General features: G+C 55.7%; 22 protein-coding genes. 6 read left to right on the forward strand and 16 right to left on the reverse strand.

What is annotated here, in order from left to right:
* Positions 1-12: 12 nt before the first annotated feature.
* Together AC07ED_RS11015 and AC07ED_RS11020 are read right to left on the reverse strand one after the other, a co-directional pair.
* The gene (locus tag AC07ED_RS11015; protein WP_105235819.1) at positions 13-1,908 is read right to left on the reverse strand and encodes an extracellular solute-binding protein; all 1,896 of its coding nucleotides are present in this window, start codon (positions 1,906-1,908) and stop codon (positions 13-15) included.
* 139 nt (positions 1,909-2,047) lie between these two features.
* Positions 2,048-2,569, reverse strand: coding sequence for a c-type cytochrome (locus AC07ED_RS11020; RefSeq protein WP_105236398.1), 522 nt, complete (start codon positions 2,567-2,569; stop codon positions 2,048-2,050).
* A 120-nt stretch (positions 2,570-2,689) separates the two neighbouring features.
* On the opposite strand from AC07ED_RS11020, the gene AC07ED_RS11025 reads away from it, so the two are divergent.
* Entirely contained in the window at positions 2,690-3,532 is an 843-nt protein-coding gene (locus AC07ED_RS11025) for a prephenate dehydratase (RefSeq protein ID WP_105235820.1), read from the forward strand.
* On the opposite strand, the gene AC07ED_RS11030 is transcribed toward AC07ED_RS11025, so the two are convergent.
* The 3 genes from AC07ED_RS11030 to pheT all read right to left on the reverse strand — a co-directional run bounded on the left by AC07ED_RS11030 (position 3,529) and on the right by pheT (position 7,471).
* The gene (locus AC07ED_RS11030; RefSeq protein WP_105235821.1) at positions 3,529-3,993 is read right to left on the reverse strand and encodes an SRPBCC family protein; all 465 of its coding nucleotides are present in this window, start codon (positions 3,991-3,993) and stop codon (positions 3,529-3,531) included. The two genes, AC07ED_RS11025 and AC07ED_RS11030, sit on opposite strands and share 4 nt — an antisense overlap.
* Before the next feature lie 52 nt (positions 3,994-4,045).
* Positions 4,046-4,987 carry an NAD(+) diphosphatase gene (nudC, locus tag AC07ED_RS11035; RefSeq protein ID WP_105236399.1) on the reverse strand — a complete coding sequence of 314 codons (942 nt, stop codon included), beginning with the start codon at positions 4,985-4,987 and terminating at the stop codon, positions 4,046-4,048.
* 87 nt (positions 4,988-5,074) lie between these two features.
* A complete protein-coding gene (gene pheT, locus AC07ED_RS11040; RefSeq protein WP_105235822.1) occupies positions 5,075-7,471 on the reverse strand; it encodes a phenylalanine--tRNA ligase subunit beta in 2,397 nt (798 codons plus the stop codon).
* A gap of 159 nt (positions 7,472-7,630) precedes the next feature.
* Here pheT and AC07ED_RS11045 point away from each other — a divergent pair, with 159 nt between their 5' ends.
* Complete coding sequence (locus AC07ED_RS11045; protein ID WP_158664548.1) at positions 7,631-7,792, forward strand: hypothetical protein; 162 nt, start codon at positions 7,631-7,633, stop codon at positions 7,790-7,792.
* A gap of 71 nt (positions 7,793-7,863) precedes the next feature.
* Here AC07ED_RS11045 and pheS read toward each other — a convergent pair whose 3' ends face one another.
* The 5 genes from pheS to pyk form a co-directional block, all read right to left on the reverse strand.
* Positions 7,864-8,928 carry a phenylalanine--tRNA ligase subunit alpha gene (pheS, locus tag AC07ED_RS11050; RefSeq protein ID WP_067550206.1) on the reverse strand — a complete coding sequence of 355 codons (1,065 nt, stop codon included), beginning with the start codon at positions 8,926-8,928 and terminating at the stop codon, positions 7,864-7,866.
* Positions 8,929-9,073: 145 nt separating this feature from the next.
* Positions 9,074-9,436 carry a 50S ribosomal protein L20 gene (rplT, locus tag AC07ED_RS11055; RefSeq protein WP_067550208.1) on the reverse strand — a complete coding sequence of 121 codons (363 nt, stop codon included), beginning with the start codon at positions 9,434-9,436 and terminating at the stop codon, positions 9,074-9,076.
* 13 nt (positions 9,437-9,449) lie between these two features.
* Complete coding sequence (gene rpmI / locus AC07ED_RS11060; RefSeq protein ID WP_067550210.1) at positions 9,450-9,650, reverse strand: 50S ribosomal protein L35; 201 nt, start codon at positions 9,648-9,650, stop codon at positions 9,450-9,452.
* Between the two features lie 110 nt (positions 9,651-9,760).
* Entirely contained in the window at positions 9,761-9,979 is a 219-nt protein-coding gene (locus AC07ED_RS11065) for a hypothetical protein (RefSeq protein WP_067550212.1), read from the reverse strand.
* A gap of 34 nt (positions 9,980-10,013) precedes the next feature.
* Positions 10,014-11,459 (reverse strand): pyruvate kinase, encoded by a 1,446-nt coding sequence (gene pyk, locus AC07ED_RS11070; RefSeq protein ID WP_105235823.1) that lies wholly within the window; start codon positions 11,457-11,459, stop codon positions 10,014-10,016.
* A 188-nt stretch (positions 11,460-11,647) separates the two neighbouring features.
* Here pyk and AC07ED_RS11075 point away from each other — a divergent pair, with 188 nt between their 5' ends.
* Together AC07ED_RS11075 and AC07ED_RS11080 are read left to right on the forward strand one after the other, a co-directional pair.
* Positions 11,648-11,962, forward strand: a complete 315-nt coding sequence (locus tag AC07ED_RS11075) for a DUF1244 domain-containing protein (protein ID WP_105235824.1) — start codon at positions 11,648-11,650, stop codon at positions 11,960-11,962.
* A gap of 80 nt (positions 11,963-12,042) precedes the next feature.
* Complete coding sequence (locus AC07ED_RS11080) at positions 12,043-12,939, forward strand: calcium-binding protein (RefSeq protein ID WP_105235825.1); 897 nt, start codon at positions 12,043-12,045, stop codon at positions 12,937-12,939.
* Here the strand turns inward: AC07ED_RS11080 and AC07ED_RS11085 are convergent, their stop codons facing one another.
* The gene (locus tag AC07ED_RS11085; protein WP_105235826.1) at positions 12,940-13,800 is read right to left on the reverse strand and encodes a D-amino-acid transaminase; all 861 of its coding nucleotides are present in this window, start codon (positions 13,798-13,800) and stop codon (positions 12,940-12,942) included.
* Between the two features lie 215 nt (positions 13,801-14,015).
* On the opposite strand from AC07ED_RS11085, the gene AC07ED_RS11090 reads away from it, so the two are divergent.
* Complete coding sequence (locus tag AC07ED_RS11090; protein ID WP_105235827.1) at positions 14,016-14,975, forward strand: L-malyl-CoA/beta-methylmalyl-CoA lyase; 960 nt, start codon at positions 14,016-14,018, stop codon at positions 14,973-14,975.
* A gap of 69 nt (positions 14,976-15,044) precedes the next feature.
* Here AC07ED_RS11090 and AC07ED_RS11095 read toward each other — a convergent pair whose 3' ends face one another.
* Positions 15,045-15,713 carry a hypothetical protein gene (locus tag AC07ED_RS11095; protein WP_158664549.1) on the reverse strand — a complete coding sequence of 223 codons (669 nt, stop codon included), beginning with the start codon at positions 15,711-15,713 and terminating at the stop codon, positions 15,045-15,047.
* Between the two features lie 143 nt (positions 15,714-15,856).
* On the opposite strand from AC07ED_RS11095, the gene AC07ED_RS11100 reads away from it, so the two are divergent.
* A complete protein-coding gene (locus AC07ED_RS11100; RefSeq protein ID WP_067550224.1) occupies positions 15,857-16,819 on the forward strand; it encodes an acetyl-CoA carboxylase carboxyltransferase subunit alpha in 963 nt (320 codons plus the stop codon).
* A gap of 61 nt (positions 16,820-16,880) precedes the next feature.
* On the opposite strand, the gene AC07ED_RS11105 is transcribed toward AC07ED_RS11100, so the two are convergent.
* From AC07ED_RS11105 to AC07ED_RS11120, 4 genes are read right to left on the reverse strand one after another with little or no spacing between them, the layout of a single operon-like run.
* Entirely contained in the window at positions 16,881-17,489 is a 609-nt protein-coding gene (locus AC07ED_RS11105; RefSeq protein WP_105235829.1) for a hypothetical protein, read from the reverse strand.
* On the reverse strand, positions 17,486-18,223 hold the full coding sequence (locus AC07ED_RS11110; RefSeq protein WP_105235830.1) for a lysophospholipid acyltransferase family protein: 738 nt from the start codon (positions 18,221-18,223) through the stop codon (positions 17,486-17,488). The genes AC07ED_RS11105 and AC07ED_RS11110 overlap by 4 nt, the downstream gene beginning before the upstream one ends.
* Positions 18,220-19,125: a cell division protein FtsX gene (locus tag AC07ED_RS11115; protein ID WP_105235831.1), complete on the reverse strand. Its 906-nt coding sequence runs from the start codon at positions 19,123-19,125 to the stop codon at positions 18,220-18,222. The genes AC07ED_RS11110 and AC07ED_RS11115 overlap by 4 nt, the downstream gene beginning before the upstream one ends.
* Positions 19,122-19,796: a cell division ATP-binding protein FtsE gene (locus tag AC07ED_RS11120; RefSeq protein WP_067550232.1), complete on the reverse strand. Its 675-nt coding sequence runs from the start codon at positions 19,794-19,796 to the stop codon at positions 19,122-19,124. The genes AC07ED_RS11115 and AC07ED_RS11120 overlap by 4 nt, the downstream gene beginning before the upstream one ends.
* Positions 19,797-19,806: the final 10 nt, after the last annotated feature.

Here is a 19,806-nt window from a genome sequence, read left to right on the forward strand (position 1 = left end):
CCTTATTAGTCCTTAGCGGAGGGCCCCTGCGGCCTTTAGTGCTTCGGCTTTTTCGGCGTTATACCACCAGAAGCTCATCTCGCCCAGCGCATAGGGCGGCAGAGTCTCGGGGTGTTCGTACATGTCGTAATAGGCCACCCAGTAATCGCCCAGATACCATGTCGGGACGACAAACAGGTCGCGACGCATGATGCGATCAATCGCACGGACATGGGCCACCATATCATCATAGGTTTCGACGTCCTTGATCGACTCGGCCAGTTTATCGACGGCTGGGTTTGAATAGTGGGCGGGGTTAAATACATCGCCCAGACCGTCCGACCCGAACTTTTGGCCCAAGCCTTCACCCTCGATCGGACCGACACGGTAACCGTCAAAGATCATGTCGAAATCGAAATTGCGGGTGCGTTCAGTGTATTGCGCAGGATCAATACGGTTCCACTCGGCATCGACACCCAATTTCCGCAGGTTATCGACATAGGGCAGAATGATGCGGTCGAACGTCGGGCTATAGCCCAAGAATTCGACCTTCAGCGGTTCACCGTCTTTCTCCAGCATCCCGTTGGCACCGGGCACCCAACCTGCTTCCTCCATCAGCGCCAAGGCCCTGCGGAGGTTCCGACGGTCGAGCTGCGATTCACCAGAGACGTGCGGCACGGTAACTTCATCCGTCAGGATCGACGGATCGATGAGTGAAGAAACTGACTGAAGCAGTTCCAACTCGCGCCCCTCAGGAACGCCGCGCGCCGCGAGATCCGCGTTCTGCCAAAAGCTCTCGCGCTGTTTGAACAGCCCGTATTGCAGTTCTTCGTTGGTCCACGTGAAGTTATACATCAGGGCCAAGGCCTGACGGACGCGCAGATCGTCGAATTTGCCCGACTTCATGTTGAACACAAACCCCGTCGCGCCAGGCACATTTCCATTTGGCAGCGTCTCTTTCACGACCCAACCATTTTGAATCGCGGGGAAATCATAGGAGGTCGCCCAAGACAGCGAGGAATTTTCCTGTCGGAAGGTGAACTCACCTGCCTTGAATCCCTCAAACGCGGCCGTGGTGTCCGCGAAGTATTCGATGCGGATCGAATCAAAGTTATTCTGACCGATGTTCAGCGGATGATCAGCGCCCCAGAAGTTAGGGTTGCGAACGTAGATGATCTGGTGATTCACCTCAAAACTACCGACCATATAAGGCCCCGTACCCGGTCCCGTTTCGAGGCGGCTTTCATCCAAACGCGCACCCGTTTCCTCGTACCATTTCTGGCTAAACACTGGCTGACCACCGACCTGTTCGATCACTGATTGCTTTGGATAATCGGCCGCAAAGGTGAATTTCACGGTGTAATCGTCCAGCGCCTCAACGCTATCGACCATCTGCGCCACCGCGAAACGATACGATTCGGTGGCCTGTTCCATCATCAGGTTATGGCTAAAGACTACGTCGTTCGCGGTCATTGGGGTGCCGTCCGAAAACACGACATCGTCGCGCAAATAGAAGATCACCCAATCTTTGGTCTCGGGGTATTCCATCGTCGTGCACAGATAACAGTAATTCCCATCCACATCGTCCGATGTGCCCTGCAGAACCGATTCGAACATGGACGATGACAGATAGGCGGGCTTACCTTCTTGGGTCGCATAGGGGTTCAGGTTGTCAAACCCGCCTGTGAACCAAGTCGAAAACTCACCGCCTTTGGGCGCGTCAGGGTTTACGTAATCAAGATGCGCGAAATCAGGGCCGGGGTATTTCAAATTGCCATAGGTTGAAATGGCATGGGTCTGAATGATGGGCGTTTCAGCAAACACCGAACTCGCCCATGATGCGCCCGCAATCAGCGCAGCACCTGCCAAAAGCACAACGCGACGCAGATCGGTGTCGCGAACAGCAGCTTTGGTGGTGAAATTCGTCATGGTTTTCTCCCCTTTGAAACCCTGAAACAAAGCTACGGCGGGCAATACATAAAGGGCAAGACGAGAAAGCGTTATCGCATTGTGAAACGACAAAAGGCCGCCCCTCGGGACGGCCTTTGCCTAAGTGATATTCACTAAATTAGTTAGAGACGCTCTGCAGGTACGCAATCACGTCTGCACGGTCCTGAACCTTTGCCAGACCCGAGAACGACATTACGGTGCCCGGTGCATAGCCTTTGGGGTTCTCGAGGAATCCGTTGAGGTGCTCAGGCGACCAAACGTCAGCCACAGCCTCGAGAGCGCCCGAGTATGCAAAGCCAGCGATCGAGTCGACAGGACGGTTCACGACGCCGTAAAGGGTCGGGCCTGTGCCGTTCTCGCCTTCAGCAGCAGAGTGACATGCCGCACATTTGCGGAAAACACGCTCACCAGCAGCTGCGTCAGCATTTGCAAAGATTTCTTCGAAGGACGGGCCTTCTTCTACAACAGCAACTTCACCGTCGCCGTGCGAGATTACATACGCCTGAGCGTGCTCGCCCTCGTGGCCAGCACCTTCGCCAGCAGAATAAATGCTTTCAGCAGCCCAGCCACCAAGCAAGAAAACGAGGAAAGTGCCGCAAACGCCGCCCAGCACCTTGGTCATCGTCATTGTGTCGAACATGTCGCGTTCCATTCCGTTCACAGTTTCGCGGCTATCTACAAGTTTCTTGTCCACTCTTGCAAGCAGTAGAACCGCGACTTATTGCCCAAAGTAGACAAAAGAACAGTAGAGGGGACAGAAATGACCCAGAAAATCGCGTTTCAGGGAGAAGTTGGTGCCTATGGTCATCAGGCTTGCGTCGAAGCACGCCCCGATTTCGACCCGCTTCCCTGTGACACATTCGAAGACGCGATGGAGGCCGTTCGGTCTGGCGCGGCTGATTTGGGTATGATCGCGGTCGAGAACTCGACCTATGGCCGCGTGGCTGATGTCCATAGCCTGTTGCCAAAATCGGGCCTTCACATCGTAGACGAGGCATTCGTTCGCGTTCACGTGAACCTTCTCGGCGTCAAAGGTGCAGCGCTGTCAGACGTTAAAGAAGCGCATGGCCACGTCGTCATCCTTCCGCAATGCGCTGGTTTTCTAAAGAATCACAACATCACTGGCAAAGTCAGCACCGATAACGCGCGTGCCGCTCGTGAAGTGGCCGAAGCAAACGACGTGAGCAAAGCCGCGCTCGCCAGCGAACTCGCCGCCGAAATCTACGGTCTGGACGTTGTCGCGCGTCACATTGAGGACCATTCCCGCAACACGACCCGCTTTATCATTATGGCTCGTGAACCCGATACGACCCGTCGTGGCACCAATGGCATGATGATGAGCTTTGTCTTCCGCGTTCGGAACATCCCTGCAGCGCTCTACAAAGCGATGGGCGGTTTCGCGACCAACGGCATCAACATGACCAAGCTAGAAAGCTATATGGTTGACGGCGAATTCACCGCGACCGAGTTCTATGCGGAAATCGAGGGACATCCCGAAGACGAAAATGTCCGTCTCGCCATGGAGGAGCTGGACTATTTCACCGATCATGTGCGTGTGATCGGCACCTTCCCTGCAGCGGCACGCCGCCACGAAACACGTTAAACGCCCGTGTAAGACGTCTCAACATCCTCGGCAAAGTCAGCGATCCGCGTTTTGAACTTTTGGGTCAGATTGCTCTTTGCCAGCTTGAGCGATTGTAGCAGAAGACGCGCTGCCAATGTGCGCGGTGTCATATCGAGGCGAATGATCAACCGTGTGCGCGCTGGCGACAGCGGCACCAATTCAATATTGGTGCTGCCTTCCACCCCACCCGAGGTAAAGCCGATTTCAACGCCGTTTGGGTGATCAACCTTTTGCAAGGTCAATTCAGCCGCCCGCGATTTTCCGCGAAATTTGAACCCGACATGCCAATTGGCACCAACCTCAATGCCAGCAAGGCTATCCTTGCGTTCCACATCAATGCCACGGCGCATCGCCGAACGCTCAAACCCATCAAAATCAGTGATTTTGCCGTAAACGTAGTCGATCGGTGCTTCGATATCTTCTCTAGCGCTAAACCGCACTTGCTTGCCTCAAATTGAATCGCTCATTCGAACTTTGTTCTCTTTTGACCGTTTAATCTACGTTACTCAACCACCGCTTGAGCAGAAAACCCGCTATAGCGCCGTTTCTCGGCTGATTGATCAAAGGGTGTGTGCCCTCAAACACTTGTGCCAGTTCGCTACGATCAAGCCAGAGGGCATCTTCCAATTCGTTCGGGTCGATGGTGATTTGATCGGTCTCGGCCTCTGCTTCACATCCAAACATCAGATTCGCTGGGAACGGCCATGGCTGACTCGCCACATAGCGGACCTCTCCAACCTTAACGCCTGTCTCTTCGTTTACTTCGCGCCGAACGGCAGCCTCCATCGTTTCGCCCGGTTCGATAAACCCAGCCAAAACGGAATACATGCGATCGGGCCAACCAGGGGAACGCCCCAAAAGTACGCGATCACCATGTGTGACGAGCATGATAACGACAGGGTCCGTGCGTGGGAAATGCTGCCCGCCACAGGCATCACACCCGCGCTGCCAGCCACCCATAACGGGTTTTGATTCCGCCCCACAGCGGGAACAAAAACGGTGCGAGTCATGCCACCCGATTATTGCCCGTGCTGTTGCGGCGAGTTCCGCATCAAGCGCGCTAAGCATCGTCATCACAGCCCGAAGTTCCGCAAAGCCCATGGAGTCGGGCAGGTCAGGGTGGTGCTGCAACGATTGATCGAAAAACGAACCCAACTCTGTCAGATCGGCATCAGGTTCCCATTTCGAAATGTCGGTCGCAAAGATTGGCCCCGAAGGAGTGCGTCCCAAAAATATCTCAATCACTGGGGCGGCCAATGTGTCGTGATTAAGCGGCAACCGCACCAAGGCATTGTTTTCTGTAAGAACTTTACCACGCCACGTTACGATTGTTGTGGCTGTCGGGTTATTTCGGATCGGATCGAGATCGCCGCGCACTTCGGCTGCGCGATCACAGCCTGAACCAGAAAAAGAAAATGTGGGCTCGTGTGTCATGGCGAATGTCTGACACGCCGAACCCGACTGTGCAAACCCATCTGACAGGGCAAACAAAAAAGGCGGCCACTAAGGCCGCCTTTGTCGTTATCCGCGAAGGGTGCCGCCTGTCGCCTTGGTCACTTTCTCAACGATCTTGGCGCTTACGGCTTCGATATCTTTGTCTTTGAGGGTGTCCTCTTTGGGCTGCAAACGAACCGTAATCGCGAGGGATTTTTTGCCTTCACCCAAGCTACCGCCCGAGAATTCGTCGAACACACGAACATCTTCGATCAGTGCCTTATCCGCGCCCGCCGCTGCGTTAACCAAGGTCAGTGCCTCTACCTCTGCATCGACAACGAACGCAAAGTCACGCTCAACCGCTTGCAGTTCGGAGATATCCATTGCGGGACGGCTGGCCGATGCGTTTTTCGGCAGCGGGATCTCTTCAGGGAAGAGAGTGAACGCAACGGCAGGACCTTTGATGTCCATCTCACGCAGGATTTTCGGGTGAAGTTCACCAAAGATGCCCAAGACCTTTTTCGGGCCGAGGCAGATTTTACCATGACGGCCGGGGTGGAACCACGCTGGACCATCGCGCATGATCTGAACTTTGGCAGGCGCACCCATTGCAGCGAGGATCGCTTCGGCATCGGCTTTGGCGTCATAAACATCAACCGCACGCGACGCGCCATGCACGTCTTTGGGGCCAGTCCGACCGATAAGAACGCCGCTTACCTGCAGCTGCTGTTCACCCGGTTTACCGCCGGCAAAGGCATGGCCGACCTCAAACAAGGCCAAATCGGCAAAGCCACGTGCCTGATTGCGTGCTGCTGCACGAAGCAGGGCAGGCAAGAGGTCAGGACGCATGTGGCTCATGTCCGACGAAATTGGGTTTTCCAACTCGGTCGCCTCGGTACCGCCACCAAACAACGCAGCCGCTTCGCGGTCGATAAAGGTGTAGGTCACGCATTCATTGTAGCCGAGCGACGCGGTGGTGCGACGCGCAGCGGACGATCGCACCTGAAGCGGTGTCAGCACAGGTTTTGGCACGCCTGCAGTGGCGCGGGGCAAAGGTTTACCCTCAAGCTTTGTCAAAGACGCAATACGCGCGACTTCCTCAACGAGGTCCGCCTCACCTTGAACGTCGGAACGCCACGACGGAACGTGCGCCTGATCACCATCCATACGGAAGCCCAGCGCGGTCAGTGTCTGGCGCTGTTCGCTCTCTGGAATGTCCATGCCAACAAGGCTCTGCACACGCTTTGCGTCCAGCTTATACGAGCGCGCAAAATTCGGCACAGCGCCCGCAACAACAACCTCAGACGCCTCACCACCTGCGTGATCAACGATCATGCGAACTGCATGTTCCAGACCTTCGGCTGTGAATTCAGGATCAACAGTGCGTTCAAAACGATAACGCGCATCAGAGTTGATCTTGAGCGCGCGTCCCGTGGTTGCGATCTGGATCGGGTCCCACCACGCAGATTCGACAAAGACGTTCACAGTCTCATCGGTGCAACCAGTGTGGTCGCCACCCATAATGCCAGCGATACTCTCAACACCGTTATCATCAGAAATCACCATAGCGCCCGACGGCAGCGTGTAGGTCTTTTCATCGAGCGCCACGATAGTTTCGCCACCAGCCGCACGGTGAACACGCAGATTGCCCGCGACCTTATCCGCGTCAAACACGTGAAGCGGACGGTTCAGGTCGTAGGTGAAGAAGTTGGTGACATCGACGAGGAACGAAATCGGACGCAGACCAATCGCCTTTAGACAGGTCTGAAGCCATTCGGGCGACGGGCCGTTTTTCACGCCTTTGATCAGGCGGCCACAGAACAGCGGGCAGCCATCCAACGTGTTGTCATCAATGGTCACGGTCAGTTCAGACTCGAATGATGCGGGCACAGGATCAACTGTGCGGTCTTTGAGCTTGCCCAAGCCACGCGCGGCGAGGTCGCGGGCGATACCGCGAACGCCCAGCGCATCACCACGGTTCGGTGTAATCGCAATTTCGATCACTGGATCGACTTTGGACGCATCTTGTTTGGCGAGCCAATCGACAAAGCGCTCACCAACTTCTCCGGATGGAAGTTCGATGATGCCATTGTGTTCGTCTGACAGTTCCAGCTCGCGCTCGGAACACATCATACCGTGGGATTCGACACCGCGAATTTTCCCAACGGACAAGGTCACGTCGATACCAGGAACATAGTCACCTGGTTTCGCAACAACGACCGTGATGCCCTCGCGAGCGTTCGGTGCGCCGCAGACGATTTGCAGTTCGCCTTCGTCGGTCGCAACCTTGCACAGGCGCAGGCGATCGGCGTCTGGGTGCTGAACGGCGCTGACCACTTTACCGATGGTAAAAGCCTTCAAACGGTCAGCAGGATTTTCGATGCCTTCCACCTCGAGACCGAGGTCGGTCAGGGCTTCAGAGATTTCGTCAACCGTGGCGGTGGTCTCAAGATGTTCCTTGAGCCAGGACAGCGTGAATTTCATGGCTTTAACCCGTCGTTTACATTTGAGGCGCTCTTACCGCATCTGTGGCAGCGGGGAAAGCAGTCCGAACGCAAAAGACCCTACTCATGCCCAATTGTTGCCCGAATGGAAACCTAGGGTGCCATTAGTCACGTAACAGTAAACAGTTGAGGCAAGTAAATGTATATTCGTGGAGAGATGTTGTTGGTTATGGGTCTGACCCTGCTTCTGTCGCCCTTCGCACTGAAAGGCGTCGAAGTTCAGATCCACAAAAACGACACAGGAGCGGCAGTCGCAATGCTAGAGACACCGCGCATGAACTTTATCAAAATCGGCAACTAACGTTCGATACCGAGAGCAGAATTGACGAAGGCCGCGCAGAGGAGCGCGGCCTTTGTATTTTGGGAACCAACTCAGCGGCTCAAGCCACCGTGTAAGGTTGGCACATCCAGCGGCGTAAAGCCGTAGTGGCGCAGCCAGCGCAGATCGCTGTCAAAAAACGCACGCAGGTCAGGGATGCCGTATTTCAGCATCGCAATCCGGTCGATGCCGATACCAAACGCAAAGCCCTGATATTCCTGCGGATCAACGCCAGCGTTTTGCAGAACCTTCGGGTGAACCATGCCCGACCCAAGGATTTCGAGCCAATCGTCGCCCTCGCCCACGGTGACCGAACCGTTGTTCCATTGGCACTGTACGTCGACTTCAGCCGACGGCTCTGTGAACGGGAAGTGCGATGCACGGAAACGGGTCTTAACGCGTTTACCGAAATAGGCCGAGAGAAACTCTTCCAAAACCCACTTCAGGTTCGCCATCGAGACGTCTTTGCCGATGCAAAGACCTTCGACTTGGTTGAACATCGGTGTGTGGGTCTGGTCGTAGTCCGCGCGATACACGCGACCCGGCGCGATGATACGGATCGGTGCACCTTCTTTTTCCAACGCGCGAATCTGAACAGGCGAAGTGTGCGTGCGCAGTACCGGAGGACGCTCATCGCCTTCGGACTTCATATAGAAAGTATCCATTTCAGCGCGTGCTGGGTGGTGACCCGGAATGTTCAGCGCGTCAAAGTTATACCAATCGGATTCAATCTGCGGACCTTCAGCCACGGCAAAGCCCATGTCTGCAAAGATCGCCATAACCTCTTCGGTCACTTGGCTGATCGGGTGAATGGTGCCTGTACGGCGCGGACGCGTCGGAAGCGTCACATCCAGCCACTCTGTTTTCAGACGTGCATCCAAGGCAGCATCTGCCAGCGCCGTCTTCTTTGCGACGATAGCATCATTGATCTCATCCTTGAGCGCATTCAACGCAGGACCAGCGACCTGACGCTCTTCGGGGGTCATTTTGCCCAATTCACGCATCTGAAGGCTAATTTCGCCTTTCTTGCCGAGCGCGGCGAGGCGAACCTCTTCGATGGCTGCTTCGTCAGCGGCCTTAGCGATCAGGTCCAGATATTTGGCTTTGAGGTCGTCCATCACATGCCCTTTGCATCTTGCTTGCCCGCAATTACCGCGACACGCAGCGAGGGGCAAGCATTGGACGCCCGATTAACCATCCGAATGCCCAAACGAAAAAGGCCGCTCCTTTCAGAGCGGCCTTTCGTAATTCATTCGCTAAGGCTTATGCCAGAGCTTCACGTGCCTTAGCAGCGATAGCATTGAAAGCTTCCGGCTCGTGAACGGCCAGATCGGCCAGAACTTTGCGGTCAACTTCGATGCCAGCTTTTGCCAGACCGTTGATGAATTTCGAGTATGTCAGCGATTCGTCAAACGCACGGACAGCAGCGTTGATACGCTGGATCCACAGTGCGCGGAAATTACGCTTACGTGCCTTACGGTCACGAGTTGCGTATTGGTTGGCCTTGTCTACGGCCTGACGAGCGACTTTGAAGGTCCGGCTGCGGCGGTCGTAATAACCTTTAGCAGCGTCAAGGACTTTCTTGTGACGACGATGGGTAACGGTACCACCTTTGGTGCGCGACATTGTTCAGGCCTCCTTAGCGGTCGTACGGCATGTAGGACTTAACGATCTTCGCGTCCGGAGCGGACAGAGTCGTAGTCCCGCGTGCATCGCGGATGAACTTCGTGGTGCGCTTGATCATGCCGTGGCGCTTACCGGCCTGACCGCATTTTACCTTACCGGATGCAGTCATCTTGAAGCGCTTTTTGGCGCTCGACTTGGTCTTCATCTTGGGCATTTCCGTCTCCTTTGAAGAGGATTGGTTTTCGCACGACTCGGCATGCCACTGTCGGCCGGTCGCACGGTTAGAGCGCGCCGTATAGGGCTGATCCTGAATGATGGCAAGCGCTAGTTTATGAATCTTCCCACAACGCGGACAAAAGCATGTGGAATATCATCGAGCGTATATTGGCGGTCGTTTAACGCCATCACGACGAGGGTGCCGCCAACCAAAACAACGATGGCCGCAGCGCGGGGTGCACGACCCTCAGTCAATGCTCCTAGAATGGGCGGGAGAGCGAAAGCCAACAGCACTAACCCTATCGTTAGATAAAGGTCTGCATCCATGTTTCGCTCTCCCACAAATCGATTTGTGGAAACGTTACTCTGTTTCAGAGCTGTGAATCAAACGTTCCTCGCAGGGCGCAACGCGAAGGATGTTCGTGGAACCCGGCGTGTTAAACGGAACGCCCGCGGTCACGACAACCATGTCTTTCTCAGTTGCAAGTCCTTCGGCCTTTGCAGCGCGGACTGCGTAGATAACTGCAGTTTTAAAGCGGTCTACTTCGCCCGACATCACAGTGTTCACACCCCAGCTGAGGCACAAGCGACCTGCGGTCTTGGGCTTTGTGGTCAGGGCAATGATCGGAACGCGGGGACGTTCACGGGCGACGCGCAGCGCAGTGGTGCCAGATTCGGAGTAGCAGCAGATCGCTTTAACGTCGGTCTTTTCTGCGATCTCGCGCGCGGCGGATACGATACCGTCAGCAACGGTCGAGTGATCAATACGGCGCGACGCTTCGATGATCTCGGTGTAGTTCGGATCGCACTCGACCTCCATCGCCACGTTGTTCATCGTGCGAACGGCCTCGATCGGGTATTGACCAGCAGCCGATTCGGCGGACAACATGATCGCGTCAGTGCCTTCATAGATCGCGTTCGCAACGTCAGAGACTTCTGCGCGGGTCGGCATCGGGCTTTCGATCATCGACTCGAGCATCTGCGTCGCAACAATCACAGGCTTCGCAGCGGTGCGGCATTTGCGGATCAGACGTTTCTGGATCGGCGGAACGCTCGACACAGGCAGTTCAACGCCCAAATCGCCACGGGCAACCATGATGCCATCAGACACAGCAAGGATGTCGTCGAAGGCTTTGACTGCGGCAGGCTTCTCGATTTTCGCCAGAACTGCAGCGCGACCTTTGGCCAGCGCGCGCGCTTCATCAACGTCAGCAGGACGCTGAACGAACGACAGCGCGAGCCAGTCCACACCGAGTTCGCAAACAAACTCGAGGTCCTTACGGTCTTTGTCAGACAGAGCAGCAACAGGCAGAACGACGTCAGGCACGTTCACGCCCTTGCGGTTCGAGATCACGCCGCCAACGGTCACTTCACAGTTTGCAAAATCACGACCGCAGTCTTTGACGCGGAGGCGAATTTTACCGTCGTTGACTAGAAGGTTTGCACCAGGTTCCAACGCATCAAAAATCTCTTTGTGCGGAAGCTGGACGCGATTGATGTCACCCTCTTCGTCGCTCAGGTCCAGACGGAAGTCCTGACCTTCGACGAGCAGCTCTTCACCGTTCGCGAATTTACCAACGCGCAATTTCGGCCCCTGAAGGTCAGCCAAAATGCCGATCGGGCTGTTACAATCTTTTTCGACCTGACGGATGATTTCGTGACGCTCACGAATTTCGGCGTGCTCACCATGGCTCATGTTCAGGCGAAAGACGTCTGCCCCCGCTTCGTGCAAAGCACGGATCATCTCGTAGCTGCTGGAAGCAGGGCCCAGCGTAGCAACGATTTTTACGTTGCGTTGGCGTCTCATGGTGCAGTCCTCATTCTAAACATCTGGAGCGTCCGTTACCGCTAACGCTCATTTCGGTCCCTTATTACCGAATTCATTCCATTCCTCAACTATTCTGTTGGCAATCACGCGATATTCACATCAACGGACGGTGACATTCCCGCGAAATGTGGGCAGTTTGTCGGAGTAATTCGACTTTGGAGGCTAAGATGGATGACCAAACCCGTATCGAACTCGAAGCAGCAGCCTTCCGCGCCATGCGTCATCACCTCATGGAAAAACGCACAGACGTCCAAAACATCGACATGATGAACCTCGCTGGATTCTGTCGGAATTGCCTGTCGCGTTGGTATCAAGAGGCCGCAAACGAACGCGGCATCGACATGACCAAAGACGAAGCCCGTGAGATTTTCTACGGCATGCCCTACGAAGAGTGGCGCGATCAGTTCCAAACCGAAGCGACAGCCGAAACTCAAAAGGCGTTCGAGAAGTCATTTGCCGAAAACGTCGGCACAAAAGTCTAACAAATAAATTTCTGCCAGAGACTCAGATAGCCCGCTTTCATGCCGTTAAGGGGAGTGAAAGTGTAATTAGGCTTGCAAAAATGCTTCTGGCGCTCCTCCTCGCATCGGTCGGCGCTGCCCTGCTAAGCGGGGTGGTTATCCCCAATGCTGAAACCAACACAACTGATGACGTCGGTACTGGAACCGAGGGCGACGATATCGTGCGCACTTGGGCTGGCGATGACAGCATGACGGGTGAAGACGGGAACGACAGCCTATTTATGGGCGAAGGTGATGACTTCGCGGACGGCGGTGCAGGAAGCGACATCATCGTCGGCGGTCCAGGTGATGACGTGTTGCTCGGCGGTGCCGACAGTGACCTCATCCACGCAGGTAAAGACCAAGACTGGGTTTCTGGCGGCGCAGGCGACGATACGATCAACGGGCAAGATGGCGCTGACACTCTGTTCGGCGACGGCGACAACGACCTCATCCACGGTGGCAACGGCAACGACCGCATCTACGGCGGCAGTGGCAATGACATCATGTTCGGCGGTGGCGGCGATGACCTGATTGAAGGTGGCGCGGGCCACGACAAACTGATCGACACCTTTGGCACGAACACCCTTCACGGCGGTGACGGGAACGATATCCTTCGGGGCGCAGGAACGACTGCGATGTTCGGCGACGACGGTGACGATGTATTCTACATGATGCGGGGTGCGGTTGCTGCAGGTGGCGCGGGCGCTGATGAATTCAACGTCGAAGTCGATTGGCTGAACCAGCCCGTTGGCATTGCAGACTATGACCCGGCAGAAGACGCGATTGTCATCACAGTCGAAGAAGGCACGCCAATTTCACTGAACATCACCGAAACTGCCGATGGCTGGATGGTTGAACTGAACGCCGTTCAAATCCTTTTGGTGCAGGGGCCGGCAACCTTTACAGTTGCCGACCTCAATATCGTCGAAGTGCCTCCGATTACGGAAGCCGTCTAGTCAGACGGCCGTTTTCAGGCTCTCTTCGATGTAAATCTCACGCAAACGCAGCGCCATTTTGCCCGGTACGCCGTCACCAATTTTTGCCCCGTCGATCTCAACAACTGGCTGAACAAAGGTGGTCGCGGAGGTGATAAATGCCTCATCGGCATCCTGAGCTTCAGCGATGGTAAAGTTACGCTCTTCGACTTCCATCTGTGCTTCTGCTGCAAACCGCAGAACAGCAGCGCGCGTGATCCCGTGGAGGATGTCATTCGACAGGCCGCGCGTGATGATCTTGTTGCCTTTGACGATATACGCGTTGTTCGAGGTACCTTCGGTCACATAGCCGTCTTCGACCATCCACGCGTCATCGCAACCCTCTTTCTTTGCCATCATCTTGCCCATCGACGGGTAGAGTAGTTGAACGGTTTTGATGTCACGGCGGCCCCAGCGGATATCTTCGATCGAGATCACTTTGATCCCCGTTTTGATCGACGGCATATCCACGAGGTTCTTCGCAAACGTGAACAACACGATGCCCGAGGGGACCTTTGCAGGATCAGGCCACGCGAAATCGCGGTCAGCGGGCGCACCACGGGTGATCTGAAGGTAGATACCGCCCTCAACAAGGTCGTTCTTTTCGATCAGGTCACGGTGGATTTGCAGCAGTTCATCCATAGTCACTGGCGACGCCATTTCGAGCTCGCTCAGAGAGCGTTCGAGACGCTTTGCGTGACCAGCAAAATCAACCAGCTTTCCACCGATGACTGAGGTCACCTCGTAGACGCCGTCCGCCATCAGGAACCCACGGTCGAAAATAGAAACCTTGGCTTCGGTTTCGGGAACGTAGTCGCCGTTGACGTAGACAATGCGGGTCATGGTGGGATCCTCCAGAAAATGACGTGATCGGTCTTGGGTCATGCCTCGCGTTACGTCAAGTCCACAGCCGTCCTGCCGCGCAAAATTACGTCGCACTGCAGAAAGAACGCCCTAATGTCGCATGCTGCAGGTGCAGAATATCCTTGCAGACAATCGCGCAATTTCCTAACCAATCAATCAAGACAAACGTAATTTCATTACCGAGAGGAATCGAGATGTCCTTCCGCATTCAGCCTGCCGCTCCGGCTCGTCCGAACCGTTGCCAATTGTTTGGCCCCGCATCGAACACCAAACTTTTTGCGAAAATGGCTGCCAGCGCCGCAGACGTGATCAACATCGACCTCGAAGATTCCGTTGCTCCGACCGACAAAGACATGGCACGCGCCAATGCGATTGAGGCCATTAACACCGTTGATTGGGGCAACAAATACCTCTCCGTACGGATCAACGGCTTGGACACACCTTACTGGTATCGCGACGTGGTCGATCTGCTGGAGCAAGCTGGCGACCGCCTCGACCAGATCATGATCCCCAAAGTGGGCTGCGCCGAAGACGTCTATGCTGTGGATGCGCTCGTAACCGCAATCGAACGCGCAAAAGGCCGGACCAAGCAGATCTCGTTCGAAGTCATCATCGAATCCGCTGCTGGTATCGCCCATGTTGAGGCCATCGCAGCCTCCTCGCCGCGTATGCAGGCAATCAGCCTGGGCGCTGCGGACTTTGCTGCCTCGATGGGAATGCAAACCACAGGCATCGGCGGCACACAGGAAGACTACTACATGCTGCGCGATGGCGCGAAATACTGGTCGGACCCGTGGCACTGGGCGCAGACCGCTATCGTTGCCGCTTGCCGCACACATGGCCTGTTGCCTGTTGATGGCCCGTTCGGCGACTTCTCTGATGATGAAGGCTATATCGCGCAATCCAAGCGCTCTGCGACCCTCGGCATGGTCGGCAAATGGGCGATCCACCCGAAACAGATCGCATTGGCCAATGAAGTATTCACTCCGTCTGAAGCCAAAGTGACCGAAGCCCGCGAAATTCTCGCAGCTATGGAAGAGGCTAAAGCCCGCGGCGAAGGCGCAACCGTCTACAGGGGCCGTCTGGTCGACATCGCGTCGATCAAACAGGCAGAAGTGATTGTCCGCCAGTCCGAGATGATTGCTGGCAGCTAAGGCAAACCTACAAAATGCAAACGGCCGGCTTTGATTGAGCCGGCCGTTTTTGTTTGAACGCCCTCGCGATTAGTAGTCGCGCATGAACACCACACCGAAAGCGCAAAGCTTCGCACAATCGCTCGCATCGTGGCCGAGGTTTTCAATCGCGACTGACATAGCGGATGCCGGCCCTTCAAAGCGTGGATCATCGCACTCCATATCCTGCGGATACTCGCCATTGTCGTCGCCAAAATCGACGGCCGCGCAGTTGGTCATGGCCTTCGCGTCGTTGAAGTCCCAAAGTTTTACGTCACCGTTGAGATACGCCACCGAACAATCGGTTGCGTCTGCACCGACGTAGGTCCAGCTCACACTACTGGCCATCGCTGATCCATAGAACCGACGGTCATCACATTCGCCATCCATCGACCATTCACCACTATCGTCGCCAAAGTTGATGCCATCGACGATGACAGGTTCGGGCGCCGTGACGCGTCCACCCTTCACGCCTGCTTGTGCAGAGGCCGATAGTGTAATCGTGCCGGCATTAAACGCGGCTTCGCAGTCGCTCGCGTCATGCATGATGTCCGAGTCCAAAAGCGGGGTCGTCGTCATCCCCTTCCCCTCGAAACGAGGGTCGTCACATTCGCCGTCATTCGACCACTGGCTGGCATCATCGCCAAAGTTGATAGACTGCGCCGCCAAGGGGTTCGCGGCCAAAAGTGCAATCGCCGCTGCGGTTAAAACTACTCGCATGAGAATCTCCAAAATCAATCAACTCACCTTTGCAAAAGCCCGTGTTCGGCGCAACAAACAGCCTCAAGACGACAAGGCGAGTTGCAAAGCACCGCCATGCGGCCTTATATCCAGACGAAACGTAACGTCCCGAGAGGCAAGAGATGACGATTTACCTCGAGTTCGAAAAACCCCTCGCTGAGATTGAGGGCAAAGTCGAAGAATTGCGCGCCCTTGCCCGTGCAAATCCAGAGATGGACGTCGAAAAAGAAGCCGCAGGCCTCCAGAAAAAGGCCGAAGACATGCTGAGCCAACTGTACGGCTCGCTGACACCTTGGCGTAAATGTCAGGTTGCCCGTCATGCGGAACGCCCGCATTGCCGCGATTACATCGAGACGCTTTTCACCGATTACACCCCACTTGCAGGTGACCGTAACTTTGCCGAGGACAACGCTGTTTTGGGTGGTCTCGCGCGGATCAACGGTCGTTCGGTGATGGTGATCGGTCATGAAAAAGGTAGCGACACTAAGAGCCGTATTGAACACAATTTCGGCATGGCACGCCCCGAAGGCTATCGCAAAGCGATCCGCCTAATGGACCTCGCTGACCGTTTTGGCATTCCGGTGATCACGCTCGTCGACACCCCAGGCGCTTACCCTGGCAAAGGTGCCGAAGAGCGCGGCCAGTCCGAGGCCATCGCCCGTTCGACCGAAAAATGCCTGTCGCTCAAAGTTCCGCTGATCTCTGTCGTGATCGGCGAGGGTGGCTCTGGTGGTGCGGTTGCATTTGCGACGGCGAACCGTGTCGCGATGCTCGAACATTCGATCTATTCCGTGATTTCGCCTGAGGGCTGCGCATCGATCCTCTGGAAAGATGCAGAAAAAATGCGTGAAGCGGCAGAGGCGCTGCGTCTGACCGCGCAAGACCTGAACGAACTCGGCATCATCGACAAAATCATCAAAGAGCCGCTAGGTGGTGCGCATCGCGATCCCAAAACCGCGATCAAAGCTGTCGGTGCTGCAATCGAAAAAATGCTCGACGATCTTTCTGGTCAGACGGGCGAAGAAGTCCGCAACAATCGCCGCAAGAAATTCCTTGCAATGGGCGCCAAAGGCTTGGCCGCCTAATCAGCGGGATTGCTACATCCATTTGAAAAGGCAGCGTGGGAAACCCCGCTGCCTTTTTCGTTTAGGATAATTCAAAGGTCTCGAAGACTTCGATCGGATCAGCCAGTCTATGCAAGGCCGACCAAAGGAACGGATCGGTATCGTCAGCATCGAACCTAACAGCCTTCGCACCGATTTCATGGGCTTTAGCGCGGCACCATCGGACACCCTCTTCGACCTCGGCCTTATTTCCGCCAATCCACCCTGCCTCGCTCACCCCTGCAGTCATACCGCGCAGCGAAGCAAAGCCTGTTCCAATGAAGACAGCGGTTCCGTCCTCAATGGCATCTCCAAATGCACGACGCAGATCAGCGGGTCGGGCAGGAGGATTGTCGGAATGACAATCGCGATAATATTCCCAGTGTGCCTCAAACCACGCAGCCCACTCTGCAGGTTTTACGAGAACCGCATTGGGGCAAAGTTCATGATGTGGGGGCAGTTCGAACACAGCAGAGCGGCGCACGACCTGCCAGTTTTGCGGACGTAATTCGGACCCTTCAGGCAGGATCAGTCGCACACGTTCGTAGCCATCGGGAACGCCTAGTTCATCCAAATCATCACCCACCACCAACGCATCCTCATCGACAAAAGCCGATTCAGGATGCAGTGGGTTTTGAACCAAGCGGATCATTTTTGGCGGTCGTAATATCCAGACTCGACCAGCAGTTGTTCTGATCTCGTTTCGACCACATTTTCGAGCTCTTCCATGAAATCGCTCAAGGATTTGCCCGCAGGTATGGTCGGCAAAAATTCGATCACGGCAGTGCCTGGCGTCCGCATGATCCCATGGGCCGGCCAAAACGCACCGACGTTCACCGCAACGGGCACGCAGTCTTGCTTGAGTTCTTTATAAAGAATGCCCGCGCCGATCTTGTAGGGCAACTTTTCCGTCGGCGGCACGCGCGTCCCTTGGGCAAAGATGATCAACTGACCGGGGTTACCGATCCCCGCAACAACTTGAGCAACCATTTTACGGATCGCTGCGCCACGTTTACCACGATCCACAGGAACGCAGCCCATCCGCAGGCCATAAATCCCGATCACAGGCGTGTAGATCAGTTCTTTTTTCATGATGAATTTGCCGCGCGGAAGCGACGCATAAATCATGATGATATCAAGGAACGACTGGTGCTTCGCCGCGACGATAACTTCACCCGTCGGTGGCGTGCCACGGACCTCTGTCTTGATGCCAACCATCCAACCTGCAAGCCACATCGTAGACCGACACCAAGTATGGGCCGCCGCAAATGCACCGGATCGAGAAACCAACGCCCATGGCAGGAACACAATCCCCACGACCATTAGGTTGAAATAGATCAAACCGAGGAAGATGACGGAACGGACCCACTGGATCGACTGTTTCATGACTGGGTCCTTAGTGTGCGCAGCGCCGCTGCACGGGTTGCAAAAAATGCGACAACCGCCGCAAGCACAGGAATACACAGCGGTGCAAACCACCCTGCGCCTTGGAAACCGAGCCCCGTGAGGAAACCACCCGCGACTTCGGTGCTGGGCAACAAAAGAACAGCCAGCATACCCACGATAGACCCTGCCGCAGCCCCCGCAAAGGCGCGGATGGTAAAGCGACGGACAAAGGCGCCCGCGATGTAAAGGTCGCGTGCACCAACAAGGCGCATCACACGAATAACCTGCGCATTCGCCGACAACGCCGCCTGTGCGGCCAAGGTGATCATCGCCCCCATCGCCGCTGCAATCAAAAGGATCGCCGTGACCGCCAGCAACCGCAGCCGACCAGCCGCATCAATCAACGGCTCCCGCCAGCGCGTGTGATCGTCCAAGATCGCACCCGGCACCTCAGCCTGAAGTCGCGCACGAAGGCCCGTTGGATCATAGCCGTCGCCCTCTTCGATGATTTCGATAAGGCGAGGGATCGGAAGGTTGGCAATCGGGATGTCAGGACCAAACCACGGCTCAAGAAGCTCTTGCTGTTCTTCGGCGCTCAACGCACGAGCAGAGGCGACACCTGGTGTGGTTTCCAACAGCTTAATCGCGGCGGCCTGTTGTGCGTCCAATTGATCCGCAGGCGCCGAAATCCGAAGGGTCGAGGTCCGCGCCAGTTCCGCAGACCAACGATCGGCCAGACGGCCCGTGGCCAATGAGAGCGCCAAAGCGAACACTGCGAGAAACGCCATAGCGCCAGAGGTGAACAAGGTCAGACGTGCCGTATATCCCGTCGGCGGCACCGAACGATCGGCAAGCGGGTCGCCTGCCAACATAGCAATAAAACGTCCAAATGCGGTGATCATAGGTCGACCCCCGCTGCTTGAAGGCGGCGATTGTTGAGACGCAGAACACGCGATTGAACCTGCGTTTTTGCGGCCCGAATGAGGTTCATATCGTGGGTCGCGATCAACACGGCCTTGCCCATCTTGTTCAACTCGATCAGTAACCGCAAAAGCCGCTGCGACATTTCCCAATCGATATTCCCTGTCGGCTCGTCCGCAATGATAACGTCAGGCGAGATGATCACTGCCCGTGCCAAAGCGGCACGCTGACGCTCGCCGCCCGACAGTTCCGGTGGCAATTGTCCTGCCTGATGCGCGAGGCCGACCCAGCGCAGCAGGTCTTCGAGGTAATCACCCGCCTCTTGGGCACGACCCGCGACCGTAAGCGGCAATGCGATGTTCTCCGCCACGGGGAGGTGATCCAAAAACTGGCAATCCTGATGCACTACGCCGATTTTACGCCGCGCCAATGCGACCTCATCGCGCCCCATTTCACGAGCGTTTTGACCGAACAAACGTACGTGCCCAGAGGTCGCACGCAGCTCACCATAGCAGAGTTTGAGCAAAGTTGTTTTGCCGGCACCCGATGGGCCGGTCAAAAATTGGAACGACCCCGGCGCGAGGTTGAGCGAAACGTCTGAAAACAGTTCGCCCCCGCCGTAGGAATAGGCCACACGGTCTAATTCGATCACAGAAAGATCC

It is taken from the genome of Aestuarium zhoushanense, assembly GCF_056431045.1.

Bases quoted from the DNA above. Each gene is read 5' to 3' on its own strand.
- pyk (WP_105235823.1), bottom strand. From the start codon at position 11,459: ATGAGACGCCAACGCAACGTAAAAATCGTTGCTACGCTGGGCCCTGCT.
- pheT (WP_105235822.1), bottom strand. From the start codon at position 7,471: ATGAAATTCACGCTGTCCTGGCTCAAGGAACATCTTGAGACCACCGCC.
- AC07ED_RS11015 (WP_105235819.1), bottom strand. From the start codon at position 1,908: ATGACGAATTTCACCACCAAAGCTGCTGTTCGCGACACCGATCTGCGT.
- AC07ED_RS11095 (WP_158664549.1), bottom strand. From the start codon at position 15,713: ATGCGAGTAGTTTTAACCGCAGCGGCGATTGCACTTTTGGCCGCGAAC.
- AC07ED_RS11080 (WP_105235825.1), top strand. From the start codon at position 12,043: ATGCTTCTGGCGCTCCTCCTCGCATCGGTCGGCGCTGCCCTGCTAAGC.
- AC07ED_RS11025 (WP_105235820.1), top strand. From the start codon at position 2,690: ATGACCCAGAAAATCGCGTTTCAGGGAGAAGTTGGTGCCTATGGTCAT.
- AC07ED_RS11065 (WP_067550212.1), bottom strand. From the start codon at position 9,979: ATGGATGCAGACCTTTATCTAACGATAGGGTTAGTGCTGTTGGCTTTC.
- rplT (WP_067550208.1), bottom strand. From the start codon at position 9,436: ATGTCGCGCACCAAAGGTGGTACCGTTACCCATCGTCGTCACAAGAAA.
- AC07ED_RS11075 (WP_105235824.1), top strand. From the start codon at position 11,648: ATGGATGACCAAACCCGTATCGAACTCGAAGCAGCAGCCTTCCGCGCC.
- AC07ED_RS11105 (WP_105235829.1), bottom strand. From the start codon at position 17,489: ATGATCCGCTTGGTTCAAAACCCACTGCATCCTGAATCGGCTTTTGTC.
- AC07ED_RS11110 (WP_105235830.1), bottom strand. From the start codon at position 18,223: ATGAAACAGTCGATCCAGTGGGTCCGTTCCGTCATCTTCCTCGGTTTG.
- AC07ED_RS11090 (WP_105235827.1), top strand. From the start codon at position 14,016: ATGTCCTTCCGCATTCAGCCTGCCGCTCCGGCTCGTCCGAACCGTTGC.
- AC07ED_RS11100 (WP_067550224.1), top strand. From the start codon at position 15,857: ATGACGATTTACCTCGAGTTCGAAAAACCCCTCGCTGAGATTGAGGGC.
- AC07ED_RS11085 (WP_105235826.1), bottom strand. From the start codon at position 13,800: ATGACCCGCATTGTCTACGTCAACGGCGACTACGTTCCCGAAACCGAA.
- rpmI (WP_067550210.1), bottom strand. From the start codon at position 9,650: ATGCCCAAGATGAAGACCAAGTCGAGCGCCAAAAAGCGCTTCAAGATG.
- pheS (WP_067550206.1), bottom strand. From the start codon at position 8,928: ATGGACGACCTCAAAGCCAAATATCTGGACCTGATCGCTAAGGCCGCT.
- nudC (WP_105236399.1), bottom strand. From the start codon at position 4,987: ATGACACACGAGCCCACATTTTCTTTTTCTGGTTCAGGCTGTGATCGC.
- AC07ED_RS11045 (WP_158664548.1), top strand. From the start codon at position 7,631: ATGTATATTCGTGGAGAGATGTTGTTGGTTATGGGTCTGACCCTGCTT.
- AC07ED_RS11020 (WP_105236398.1), bottom strand. From the start codon at position 2,569: ATGTTCGACACAATGACGATGACCAAGGTGCTGGGCGGCGTTTGCGGC.
- AC07ED_RS11115 (WP_105235831.1), bottom strand. From the start codon at position 19,125: ATGATCACCGCATTTGGACGTTTTATTGCTATGTTGGCAGGCGACCCG.